Source organism: Streptomyces spongiicola, from assembly GCF_003122365.1.
GTDB lineage: Bacteria > Actinomycetota > Actinomycetes > Streptomycetales > Streptomycetaceae > Streptomyces > Streptomyces spongiicola.
This window is the reverse complement of the sequence record NZ_CP029254.1, coordinates 1,738,111-1,749,681: the sequence shown is the minus strand read 5'-3', so window position 1 is coordinate 1,749,681 and position 11,571 is coordinate 1,738,111. Positions and strand designations below refer to the sequence as shown.

At 71.5% G+C, this 11,571-nt stretch carries 11 protein-coding genes and 1 tRNA gene; 3 read left to right on the top strand and 9 right to left on the bottom strand.

Annotation, left to right across the window (positions count from 1 at the left end; translation table 11 throughout):
- Positions 1-75 precede the first annotated feature (75 nt).
- The 5 genes from DDQ41_RS07545 to DDQ41_RS07530 all read right to left on the bottom strand — a co-directional run bounded on the left by DDQ41_RS07545 (position 76) and on the right by DDQ41_RS07530 (position 2,873).
- Positions 76-429, bottom strand: coding sequence for a hypothetical protein (locus DDQ41_RS07545; protein ID WP_262508383.1), 354 nt, complete (start codon positions 427-429; stop codon positions 76-78).
- 105 nt (positions 430-534) lie between these two features.
- Positions 535-969 carry a glycine-rich domain-containing protein gene (locus DDQ41_RS31635; protein WP_167450242.1) on the bottom strand — a complete coding sequence of 145 codons (435 nt, stop codon included), beginning with the start codon at positions 967-969 and terminating at the stop codon, positions 535-537.
- Between the two features lie 94 nt (positions 970-1,063).
- Positions 1,064-1,204 carry a hypothetical protein gene (locus DDQ41_RS31190; RefSeq protein ID WP_162602632.1) on the bottom strand — a complete coding sequence of 47 codons (141 nt, stop codon included), beginning with the start codon at positions 1,202-1,204 and terminating at the stop codon, positions 1,064-1,066.
- A gap of 5 nt (positions 1,205-1,209) precedes the next feature.
- Positions 1,210-1,587: a DUF6415 family natural product biosynthesis protein gene (locus tag DDQ41_RS07535; RefSeq protein WP_109293783.1), complete on the bottom strand. Its 378-nt coding sequence runs from the start codon at positions 1,585-1,587 to the stop codon at positions 1,210-1,212.
- Positions 1,588-1,688: 101 nt separating this feature from the next.
- Entirely contained in the window at positions 1,689-2,873 is a 1,185-nt protein-coding gene (locus DDQ41_RS07530) for a helix-turn-helix domain-containing protein (RefSeq protein WP_109293782.1), read from the bottom strand.
- Positions 2,874-2,991: 118 nt separating this feature from the next.
- Between DDQ41_RS07530 and DDQ41_RS07525 the strand changes: the two genes are divergently transcribed.
- The gene (locus tag DDQ41_RS07525) at positions 2,992-3,537 is read left to right on the top strand and encodes a flavoprotein (protein ID WP_109293781.1); all 546 of its coding nucleotides are present in this window, start codon (positions 2,992-2,994) and stop codon (positions 3,535-3,537) included.
- 471 nt (positions 3,538-4,008) lie between these two features.
- Here DDQ41_RS07525 and DDQ41_RS07520 read toward each other — a convergent pair.
- From DDQ41_RS07520 to DDQ41_RS07510, 3 genes are all read right to left on the bottom strand, one after another.
- A tRNA-His gene (locus tag DDQ41_RS07520) sits at positions 4,009-4,081 on the bottom strand.
- Positions 4,082-4,795: 714 nt separating this feature from the next.
- A complete protein-coding gene (gene orn / locus DDQ41_RS07515; RefSeq protein ID WP_109293780.1) occupies positions 4,796-5,401 on the bottom strand; it encodes an oligoribonuclease in 606 nt (201 codons plus the stop codon).
- A gap of 10 nt (positions 5,402-5,411) precedes the next feature.
- Positions 5,412-6,608, bottom strand: a complete 1,197-nt coding sequence (locus DDQ41_RS07510) for a GlxA family transcriptional regulator (protein WP_109293779.1) — start codon at positions 6,606-6,608, stop codon at positions 5,412-5,414.
- A 1,489-nt stretch (positions 6,609-8,097) separates the two neighbouring features.
- Here DDQ41_RS07510 and DDQ41_RS07500 point away from each other — a divergent pair.
- Positions 8,098-8,619 (top strand): universal stress protein, encoded by a 522-nt coding sequence (locus DDQ41_RS07500; protein ID WP_109293777.1) that lies wholly within the window; start codon positions 8,098-8,100, stop codon positions 8,617-8,619.
- Between the two features lie 280 nt (positions 8,620-8,899).
- Complete coding sequence (locus DDQ41_RS07495) at positions 8,900-9,469, top strand: GPR1/FUN34/YaaH family transporter (protein ID WP_109293776.1); 570 nt, start codon at positions 8,900-8,902, stop codon at positions 9,467-9,469.
- 236 nt (positions 9,470-9,705) lie between these two features.
- Here DDQ41_RS07495 and glmS read toward each other — a convergent pair whose 3' ends face one another.
- Positions 9,706-11,523: a glutamine--fructose-6-phosphate transaminase (isomerizing) gene (gene glmS / locus DDQ41_RS07490; protein WP_109293775.1), complete on the bottom strand. Its 1,818-nt coding sequence runs from the start codon at positions 11,521-11,523 to the stop codon at positions 9,706-9,708.
- Between the last annotated feature and the right edge of the window lie 48 nt (positions 11,524-11,571).

The following is an 11,571-nucleotide window of genomic DNA, read 5'->3' as shown; positions in this document are numbered from 1 at the left end:
TAGACGCCGCCACCGACAACGGCCGCTGCAACGGCCAGCAGAACTCACGGGCCGGCCGGGGCGGTGTCACGTCGTTCACAGGACCGTGAGGCGGCCGGTGAGCAGGGTCTCGTGGTTGGCGAAGAGGGCGTCGAGGCGGAAAGGCCGGTCGAGGTCGGCGGTCCACTTCGCGTCGGGGAGGTCCTGGTGATCGTGGGCGCGGACGATGCGGGCGCGTACGGCTTGCGTGAGGATCCACCGGGCCTGTTGCTGCTCGCCGGGGGTACCGGCCCAGCTGGTGCGGGCGAGGAGCCACAGAGCGGCGCCGGCGGCCGCGGGGTTCATGTCCGGGGCGGTGACGGCGACGATGGCGATGTCACCGAGGCCGCGGGCGTCACCGGACCGGGTGGTGTACGCGACCGTGAGCCCTTCGAGGGGGAAGAGCGTCACGCGAGAGCGGGTGCTGATGGGGGAGGGCTGCTTCGGCACCGGTCTTTCCGTTCTGTGTCGAGCGGGCGGACCGCCGTGCTGTGCGGCCCGCTCCCGTCGGATGGGTCAGCAGCAGGGCCCGTCGCCGCAGCACGTCGGCGGGTTGCACTCTCCGGCCCTGCCCCACAGGCGGTCGTCGACGAGGAAGCCGGCCTCCCGGATCCGGGCGACGACGTCCACCATCAGCCCCTGGGTGCGGAGCTTGCTGTTGGGCGCGTGGTGCAGGAAGTAGCCGAAGTTACGCTCGCACCACCGTGCGTACTCGACACTGTGCAGAAGGAAGGTGTGCCAGCCCGGGTCCACGGACGCGGACGGTGCCATGACGTCACCCGACTTGGTGGTGCCCATGACGTAGAGGAGGGCGATGGCCTGGTCCTGGACCCGCTCGGCGACGATGCGTTCCAGGCCGTACTCGCTCGCGCAGAAGTCGACGAGCCGGTCGAAGAACTCGGGCTCGACGAGGTCACGGCCTCGGCGCGGGTCCACGGTCACAGCGGTCATGTGATGCTCCTTCGGTGTGTGCTCGGCGCGGGGCCTGCCCCGTGCCGTCTGGGCGCCGCCGCGGCAACGGACGCGGGCAGGGCCACCTGGCGGGCTACTCGCGCGCGCCGTCCAGCCGCATCTCGCGCGTGGCCTGGAGCCACTCGAGGTCGGCGAGAACGTCGTCGGTCACGTCCTTGCGGATCGGCCCACTCTGGGGCGATGCGGGTTTCTCCGATGCAGGGGGCGGAGTCAATGCGCTCACCGCTTTCGCGGGGCGGAGAGGTTCTCGTAGTGGTCACACAGGGACGACACCGACGACGCCGGCTTCCGCGCCCGGCGGTACGCGGCGTAGGCGCCGGAGCCTGCCGTGGTGTGCAACCTGCGCCACGCCTCGTCCACCCCGACCTGCGCGACCTCGGCGGGCATGTCCCCGGCGGGCTGGTGAGTGATGAGTGTGCGGATCTCGGGGACCAGGCGCTCGACGTAGCCGCGCATTTCGGCGGTCAGCTCGTCCAGCTGCGGCTGCGGCCCGTCCATGAGAATGACGCGCCGCGCGGCCTCCCGCATCGAATGGACATCGAGCCCCGGCTCCGCGGTGGTTGCGGCGGCCTCAGCCCTCGATCTGCGGTTCGTCATGCTCCCGGCTCCCTCGCTGGTCGGATTGGTGACCAGAATGGCGCTGGGCGGAGGGTGCAACGCTCACAGATTTGTGAGCGTTGCCGGCGAGCATGCAGGTGTCAGAGACCGATCCACGCGGCCAGATGACCGAGGCTGTCGGAGGTACGGCGGGAAAGGTGGACCAGGCCTCTGACGGTCTCCCTTGCACCCGGGTGATACCGCGTCTGTTCCGGAGCTGCGTGGCGCGCCTCGACGACGGACTTGAGTGCGGCCTCGGTTCGGCCGGTCTCCATCTCCGAACGGGCTCGGTCGATGAGGAAGTGCGCTCGCCGAGAGGTGGCCGTGCTCGCCGGCAGTTTGATGTGTCGGGCCTGCTGTACTGCGTCGTCGTAGTGGCGCATCTCCACTGCCGCGGACATCCTGTGCAGGGCGACGTTCGTCGGGCCGAAGGAGAGCCAGTACGCGTCCGAGGCGTCGCCCGTCCGCTTGGCGTACGCCTCGGCTTCGCCGAGGTGGGTGTCGACAGCGGTCCCGTTGGCGGCCCGGGCCGCGATCACCGACGCACCGAGGTGCAGCTGGCCTGCGACTGCGAGGGCTTTTCGGTCCTGGTCGGCCTGGTCGAGCGCGCTGTGACCGGAACGGATAAGCCGCTGCCCGATGACGTACTCGCCTTCGCGGAAGTACACCAGCGCGCGCATGTACTGGCGGACGGCGCCGAGGCACGGGTCGGAGGCGCGCTGCGCGGCCCAGTCCATGCGGTCGAGGGCGACGGCGCTGAGGTCGTAGTAGCCGAGCTTGACGGAGATGTCGTGGGCCGTGCGGTACGTGGAGGCGAGGGCTTGCCACACATCCCGGCCTGGGGCGCGGTAGGCGGTGGTGGTGAGTTCGGCGATGACGCCGGGGAGGGCCCGGGCGGCCTTCCTCAAGTGGGTCGCGCGAATGTCCGCGCACAGTTGGTCGGCGGCGCCCATTAGGCGCCCGGTGGCCCGGGTGGTGAGGTGCGGGTCGTCCCCGAGGTCGTACAGGTCGAGGGCCTCGCGGATCGGGCGCACCAGTTCGGCCAGACGGTCCCGCTGGAGATCGGTCCCATAGGGCTGTCCTGTGAGCGCTGTGACGTCGATGCGTAGGGCATGGGCTACGGCCGCGACGAAGTCCACGGTGGCGGGTCGGGCGCCGCACTCTACCTGGTTGAGCAGGCTGTACGAGTAAGGGAGGTGGTCGGCAAGCTGCTTCTGCGTGAGCCTGGCCAGTCTCCGCTGCTCCCTGATGCGGTCACCCGTGCTGTCGGCATCCAGATCGGCCATACCAGGCTCCGTTCCTTGCAGGCACTCGGCACGGTACTCGTACGTATCGGTGTTGGTGAGCGCTTCCGCCTCCCGCTCCACCCGGTTCGGCGACGGTCCTGTGTGATCGGATGTGCGCATGACGAGGACCCTGTACCTGTTCGGAAGCGCGGCCCCGCCGGTTTTCGACGTCGCGCGAGTCGTCGAAGACGCCCACGGCCGGGGGTGGGACGTGTGCTTGGGCCTCACGCCCACGGCGGCACGCTGGCTCGGGGACAGTCTCAGTGGACTCGAGGCGCTGACCGGCCACCCGGTCCGGTCGGAGTACAAGCTGCCCGGGCAACCTGACGCCTGGCCGAAGGCCGACGCCATCCTGGTTGCGCCGGCCACCTTCAACACGATCAACGCGTGGGCCCTGGGCCTCACCGAACGCTTCGTCGTCGGTGTCGTGGCAGAGGGCGTCGGCAAGGGCATTCCGATCGCGACGATGCCGTGTGTGAACGCGGCTTACGTGCAACACCGGGCGTTCGGGCGAAGCGTGGCAGAGCTTCGCTCCATGGGTGTGACGGTGCTGTACGGCGAGGGCGGGTTCGTCCCCAACCAACCGGGTCAGGGGCGGCCGGATGCCTACCCGTGGGACCGCGCACTCGCCGCGGCCGCGGAACTGCTCGAGTCCAGCGGCTGACTGTCGGCGTGTGTTGCTTGCTCAGAGGTCGCCGGGTCGCCCGGTAGCCCTTCCGCGCGCCCGAGGATCACACGAGCCATCCGCTTCGGCGCTCTGCTGCGGCGATGAAGAAGGAGATCCTCCTGATCCCGCGGCTCGGAAGAGGCGGTGCCGCGGCTGGAACCCTGCTCGGCGAGGGGGAGGCGGCGGTGCGCGCACGCCGGGCGGCAGCCCGCGCGGGATCCGGCCGGGCCCGAGGACGGGCCACGGGACCGTGTCCATGCCGGGGGAGTGCGAACCGCTCTGCTCAGGGGCCAGGAGGGTGCTGCCCCGAAGCCGGCAGCGTGAGGCGGCACCGCCGGTCTTTCGACGCCTTCCGCAGCTTGTCATGGCATTGCGGGGCAAGCCGGTCGGAACCGCACTCGACCAGCGTCCGAGGGGAAACAAGATCAGCCGGTGACCCGCTTCCACGGTCACCGGCTGATCGTCCAGGGTGAGTGACGGGACTCGAACCCGCGGCATCCTGGACCACAACCAGGTGCTCTACCAGCTGAGCTACACCCACCATGACCGGTCGTTCTCCCGACCGGCCGAGAAAAAGTGTACAGGGTCCGAGAGGGTGCTCGCGCCCGTGTTTCCGGCGGTTCGGTGCGAGCCCCTCCGCCTGGCCGTAGGGGGCCGCAGGGCACTCCGCCGTACGCGGGACGCACGGCCCGTGCGCGCCTCCTCCGTACGGACCCCGGTACGCGAGCGCCGAGGCGGCGACTCGTGCGTGGCGCGGTGCGGGCGCGGTGCCGGGGGAGGCCGGTGCGGGGTGGGTGTGGGGGCGGGTGTGGGGGCGGGTGTGAGGGCGACAGGCCGTCGGGGGCGCGCCGCGCGGTCTGGGCGCGGGGTGCCGGGAGGCGCGCCGACACCGGGGTCTCACGTACGGGTGCAGGCGGTCCGCGCGCCCGGATCCGCGCCCGGATCAGGCGGGAGTGTGCACGGTTCGCCGCACCGGGGTGCGAGTGGGCCGGTGCCGGACGTCCGCCCGGATCGCGCGCGAGAGGCGCCATGATGCCGCCCGGGTCCTCCAGGGCGGCGCGGACGATCCCGGCGGGAGGAGGTGCCCGTCGGGAGGAGGTGCCCGGCGGGGCCGGGTCGGGGACGTGGCCGGAGGGGCGCCGGGACGACCGGGCAGGGATGCCCCTGCACACGGTCCCGTTCCCGTTCCCGGTCCCGGGAACGGGACCGCGCCGGGCGGGGCAGCGTCCGCGCTGCCCCGCCCGGCGCGGGCGGGTCACTGCGGCGCGGCCGTCACATGGCGCGCCGCGATCGTCTTCGCGGTGTCCGAGTCGGGGCCCGGCTGCGGGACGAAGATCGCCTCTCGGTAGTAGCGCAGCTCGGCGATCGATTCCCTGATGTCGGCGAGCGCCCGGTGGTTGCCGTTCTTCTCCGGACTGTTGAAGTACGCCCTCGGGTACCAGCGGCGGGCCAGCTCCTTCACCGAGGAGACATCCACGATCCGGTAGTGGAGGTACTCCTCCACCCTCGGCATGTCGCGGAGCAGGAAACCGCGGTCGGTGCCGACCGAGTTCCCGCACAGCGGAGCCCTGCCGGGCTCCTTGACGTGCTCACGCACGTAGGTGAGGACCTGGTCCTCGGCCTCGGCCAGGGTGGCCCCGGCCGCGAGTTCGCCGAGGAGGCCCGAGGCGGTGTGCATCTGCCGCACCACCTCGGGCATGGTCTCCAGCGCCTGGTCCGGGGGGCGGATCACGATGTCCACCCCTTCACCGAGCACGTTCAGTTCCGAGTCGGTGACCAGCGCGGCCACCTCGATGAGTGCGTCGTCGGCCAGCGAGAGCCCGGTCATCTCGCAGTCGATCCACACCATGCGATCGTTCATGCGTCCTACCTTATGGCGCACTCCGCTGGCCGGGGAGCGCCGGACGTCCCGGGGTGTAGGCGTCCGGTCCGGGCCTGCCCGGTTCCGGTGAACCGTGGGACGCGCCCATCGCCGCCGCGGGCCTTCTCGGGTGCCCCGGGGGCATCCGGTCGGGTACGACGGGCTGCTCCACCGCGGAGGCCACCGGTTCGCCCCCCGGACGTCTGGCCCGGTAGGCCGCCCGGTACGCGGCCGGCGACGAGCCCAGCTGGCGGCGGAAGTGCCCGCGCAGCGCCACCGGGGAGCGGAAGCCGCAGCGACCCGCGACCTCGTCGACCGAGTAGTCGGAGGTCTCGAGCAGCCGCTGCGCCTGAAGCACCCGCTGGGTGATCAGCCACTGCAGGGGAGCGCTCCCGGTGAGCGAGCGGAACCTGCGGTCGAAGGTCCGTCTGCTCATGTACGCACGGGCCGCCAGGGTCTCCACGTCGAACTGCTCGTGGAGGTGCTCCAGCGCCCAGGCCACGACCTCGGCGAGCGGGTCGGAGCCGATCTCCTCGGGTAAAGACCTGTCGAGGTAGCGCTCCTGCCCGCCGCTGCGCCGCGGCGGGACGACCAGCCGGCGGGCCAGTGCCCCGGCGGCCTCGGCACCGTGGTCCGACCGCACGATGTGCAGGCAGAGGTCGATGCCGGCCGCGGTACCGGCGGAGGTGAGGACGTCGCCGTCGTCGACGAAGAGCTCCCGCGGGTCCACGTGGACCGACGGATAGCGCTTGGCGAGCGTCGGCGCGTACATCCAGTGCGTGGTCGCCGGGCGGCTGTCCAGCAGCCCCGCGGCGGCCAGCACGAAAGCCCCGGTGCACAGCCCCACGATGCGGGCGCCCTCTTCATGGGCGCGGCGCAGGGCGTCCAACGCCTCCGGTGGTGGTGGTGAGGTGATGGACCGCCAGGCCGGTACGACGACCGTGCCCGCTCTGCCTATCGCCTCCAGCCCGTAGGGCGCGGTGAGTTCGAGTCCCCCTGTGGTCCGCAGGGGGCCCTCCTCGCCGGCGCACACGAGCAGCCGGTAGCGGGGAACTCCGGCGTCCTGCCGGTCGATTCCGAACACCGAGAGCGGAATGGAACTCTCGAAGATGGGACCGCCGCTGAACAGCAGCACCGCCACCACTTCCCTGCGGCGGCGCCCGGACAGCTTCCTTACGGCCTCCGGCGCGGCGGAGTCCTGACTCATGACGCTAAGCCCCCCTCGGTGTTCGCGTCTCCCCGTTCTTGTCGGGCCTGTCGCTCCTGCACGTTTCCCCTCGGTTCTGCACGAGTCCCCAGACTGCGATACTCATGATCGAATCTACTGCGTCCCGTGGTGCCGGCGTGACAAGTTCCGGAATCGGCACATTGTCGACAAGGCAACTTGGCGTAAAGCATTCGATCACGAAGCGTTGCATCCCGAGGCCGTGCTGGGAAGTGTGCGATGCGCGCATGGCCCATCCCCGTAGGGTGCGCGGGGCGCACTCGGCCCTTTCTCCCCAGGTGGCACGGGGGTTGACGGGCCGTTTCCGCAAGGAAGGCCCATGCCGGTGAAGTTGGCTGAAAACATATGGGTGCGCGCGTGCGAATCCGTCAGTTCCGGGTGGTGCGCCGTGCCCGGCGGCCCCTGCGCCGGCGGCTTCCGCCCTGGCGTCCCCGCGGTCCGGCGGGGCGCGGGGACGCCCGCCGGGACCGACGCGTCAGCGCGCCGCAGGCCCCGGTCACGGCTGCCAGGCCGACCGCGATCACGATGGCGCCGCGAGCGGATGTGCCGTACGCCACAAGAACGGCCGGGACGACCGCGCAGCCGAAAGTTGCCCATCGAACCATTTCGGCCGCGGCGTCGCCCGCAGGGGTGCGGGCGGTGGCGGTGGCGGGTCTCCCGGGGTCGATCCCGGCGGCGCGGGCGTCTGGGGTGGTGCGGGTGAAGGGGGCGCTGCGGCCGGCCGTTCCGCCGCCGCGCGCGCGGAACGCGGGCTCGCGGGGTGCGGTGGCCGCCGCCCGGCGTGCGGCCGTCGTCCGTGGCGCTCTGCGCTGGCCCCGTGGGGGCGTCCGGCGCGGAGGCGGGGCGAGGGCGGGGGCGGCCGGGGATGCGGGCACGGAAGCTCCTGGAGGGCGGAGGGCGGAGGGCGGAGGGCGGAGTGGAGGGCAGAGTGGAGAGTGGAGGAGCGGCGGGTGACGGGCGGGAGGCCGGGGCAGCGGCTCCGATTCACCGGCGGGGGGCGGGGGTTCGCCGGTGCGGGTGCCGACACGTCGGCCGGGTCAGCGGCAGTTCGCCGGCAGACCGCCGACAGGCCGCCGGCAGGCCGCCGGCAGGTCAACGAGGAGCGCAGCCGCCCGGTCACTGGCACGTCCTCTGCTCCGGCGGTTCTCCGGTGCCTGCCGCTCTTCCGCGGCTCCGTGCCGCCCGCCGGGAATGCGCGGCCCGCGAGGGGCCCCGGCGGGCCTCCGGGGTGAAGCCTGTACGGTGCAGGCGCCATTGCCATACGGAGTGTGCTCGTGCATGCTCCCTGGGACGTATGTTTCTTGGCTTGCCGGGAGCGGACACGCGAGTTCCCGGCGGGCGAGGACGAGTTCTGGGCAGGCAAGGAGTGACGCCGTACCCTTGGGGGTAGGGGGTTGGGAAGATGATTCCCGGACAGAGCTCCGCCGCCAACCATCACCCTCCCATGAGGATCTGAACGCCGAGACAACCGATGGCCGGTCACGAAACTCCCGAACCCGCGGACCGCAAGCAGGTCGCCGACCCCCTGTCGGATCTGCAGGCGGCGGACCAGTCGCGCCGCGCCTGCGATCCCGCCTTCCGGCACGGTGTCGTGGTCGGCTTCGACGGATCGACCTCCAGTGAGCGGGCGCTCGCCTACGCGATCGGCATGGCCAGCCGTTCCGGCTCCGGCCTGATCATCGTGCATGTCGCCAACCGCCTTCCCACCACGGTGTGGGCCGGCTGCGAACCGCCCGTCTTCGTCGATGTCCCGGACCACCGCACCGAGGTGCTGGGACTCGAACTCGCCTGTGCGGACTACCTCTCCGAGGTGCCGTGGATCCTCGTCGAGCGCGGCGGCGACATCTGCAACGAACTCGAGGAGGTCGGCCGGGAGTACTCGGCGGACGCCATCGTGGTCGGCTCCACCCATGGCATCGTGGGGCGCATTTTCGGCTCGGTCGCCGGGCGGCTGGCCCGCCGTGCGCAGCGCCCCGTCGTCGTCATCCCCTAGCCGTCATCCCCTGGTCGCCATCCTCTGCTCGGCGTCCCCCGGGGCGTGTCGCGAGAGCGGTTCCGTCCGCCGCAGGCCAGGAGGGGCCTTCATGACGCGCCCCAGCTCTCAGAGGGCGCACGAGTCCCTTGCGTACCAGCGTTCTCGCAGGTCGAGGCCTGTTGGTAACTTTTTGACGACCGTCATGGCTACTCGGTCGTACGGGGTGGATTGTGCGCTTGTGAAGGGTAGATAAGGGTGGCTGGGAATCAGCACCACACGCGCACGAAGGGAGCCCGCCGTGGACAAGGACGTCTCCGCGGGAAGCGCCACGACAACCACTCTCGGCCAACTCGCACTGGGCCTGACACTGCTGGCCTTCGGGGTCGGCAACACCGGTGTGATCGACAATGTCGCGGCGTCCGACGCCGCAGCCCTCGCCACCTGGGTGGGCGGGGTCGCCCTGTTCGTCGTCGGGATGCTCGAGTTCCGGGCGGGCGACGGCGGTGCGGGCACGGCCTTCGCGGGCCTCGGCGCCTTCTGGTTCACCTGGGGCATGGGCACCGGCGCCGAGGTCTCGGCGGAGGCCGCCGGGCTGTTCATGCTCCTGTTCGCGCTCCTGGCGCTCACCCTGACCCTGGGTGCGTCCGGTTCCGGCATCCTCGGCCAGGGCGTGTACGGCCTGCTGTGTGTGTCGATGCTGCTCCTGGCGATCGCCTCGTTCGCCGGGAACGACGGGCTGGCCAAGGCCGGCGGCTGGGCCGGCGCGGTCGCGGGCCTCGCGGCCTGGTACGGCGCCACCGCGGCGCTGGCGCACTGGCCGACCTTCACCGGGCGAGCCGCGGGCCGGGGTGTGACGGCCACCGGCTGAGCGGCGGGTCGCCGGCACGGGCCGTCGGACGCCGGCGACGGAAAGAGGCGGCCCCCTCGCGGCACAGGTGGCGTGCGCGAGGGGGCCGCCGTCCCTTCCGGGGCGGGGTCACGGCGGGGCCGGACCGGGGCCGCCCCGCCCAGCCCCGAGCCCCCCAGCTCCGAACTGCCCAGCCCCGAACTGCCCAGCTCCGAGCCGCCCCGGACTGCCCCGCCCCGAGCCGGGCCGCGCGCGAACTACTCCACGGTGACCGACTTGGCCAGGTTGCGCGGCTTGTCGATGTCCCTGCCGAGGGACAGGGCCGTGTGGTACGCGAAGAGCTGGAGCGGGATCCCCATGAGGATCGGGTCCAGCTCGTCCTCGTTCTTGGGGACGAGGATCGTGTGGTCGGCCTTCTCCTGCTCCTGGTGGGCGACCGCGAGGATCCGGCCGCTGCGGGCCTTGATCTCCTCCAGCGCGGCGCGGTTCTTCTCCAGCAGCTCGTCGTCCGGGACGATCGCGACCGTCGGCAGCGCCGGCTCGATCAGCGCCAGCGGACCATGCTTCAGCTCGGAGGCCGGGTAGGCCTCGGCGTGGATGTAGGAGATCTCCTTGAGCTTCAGGGAGGCCTCGAGCGCCACCGGATAGCCGCGGACCCGGCCGATGAACATCATCGACCTGGCGTCGGCGTACTCGTCCGCCAGCTTCCTGATCTCGTCCTCGGACTCGAGGATCTCCGAGATCTGGGCGGGCAGCCTGCGCAGGCCCTCGATGATCCGCTTGCCGTCGGCGACGGACAGGTCGCGGATCCGGCCCAGGTGCAGCGCGAGCAGCGCGAAGGCGACGACCGTGTTGGTGAAGCACTTGGTGGAGACGACGCAGACCTCCGGTCCCGCGTGCACGTACACGCCGCCGTCCGTCTCCCGGGCGATCGCGGAGCCGACCACGTTCACGACGCCGAGGACGCGGGCGCCCTTGCGCTTGAGTTCCTGGACGGCCGCGAGCACGTCGTAGGTCTCACCGGACTGGGAGACGGCGATGTAGAGGGTGTCGGGGTCCACGACCGGGTTGCGGTAGCGGAACTCGGAGGCCGGCTCGGAGTCTGCGGGGACGCGGGCCAGGGACTCGATGAGCCCGGCACCGATGAGTCCCGCGTGGTAGGAGGTGCCGCAGCCGAGGATCTTCACCCGGCGGATGCCGCGGGCCTCACGCGCGTCCAGGTTCAGGCCGCCCAGGTGCACCGTGGAGAACCGGTCGTCGATCCGGCCGCGCAGCACGCGGTCGACGGCGTCGGCCTGCTCCGAGATCTCCTTGTGCATGTAGGTGTCGTGGCCGCCCATGTCGTACGAGGCGGCCTCCCACTCGACCGTCTCGGGCGTGGCGGTGGTCCGCGTGCCCGTGGTCGTGTACGTACGGAAGTCGTCGGCCTTCAGGGTGGCCATCTCGCCGTCGTTGAGGGTGACGACCTGGCGCGTGTGGGCGACCAGTGCGGCGACGTCGGAGGCGACGAACATCTCCTTCTCGCCGACGCCGAGGACGACGGGGGAGCCGTTGCGGGCGACGACGACGCGGTCGCTGAAGTCGGCGTGCATCACGGCGATGCCGTAGGTGCCCTCGACGACCTTCAGCGCCTCGCGGACCTTCTCCTCCAGGGACTCGGCCTGGGAGCGGGCGATCAGGTGGGTCAGGACCTCGGTGTCGGTCTCGGAGGCGAAGACGACGCCGTCGGCCTCCAGCTTGGCGCGCAGCTCGGACGCGTTGTCGACGATGCCGTTGTGGACGACCGCGACCTTGTTCTCGGGGTCCATATGGGGGTGCGCGTTGTGGTCGCTGGGGGCGCCGTGCGTGGCCCAGCGGGTGTGGGCGATGCCGGTGGTACCGGCGAAGCGCTTGGGGACGCGGGCCTCCAGGTCGCGGACCCGCCCCTTGGCCTTGACCATCTTCAGGCCGGTGCCCTTGGGGCTGGTGATCACCATGCCCGCGGAGTCGTAGCCCCGGTACTCCAGCCTCGCCAGCCCCTCCAGCAGCAGCGGCGCGACATCGCGCTTCCCGATGTAACCGACGATTCCGCACATAGAGACTCTGCCCCTCCAACGACGTTCCTGTGTGTGTGCCCGGCCGCG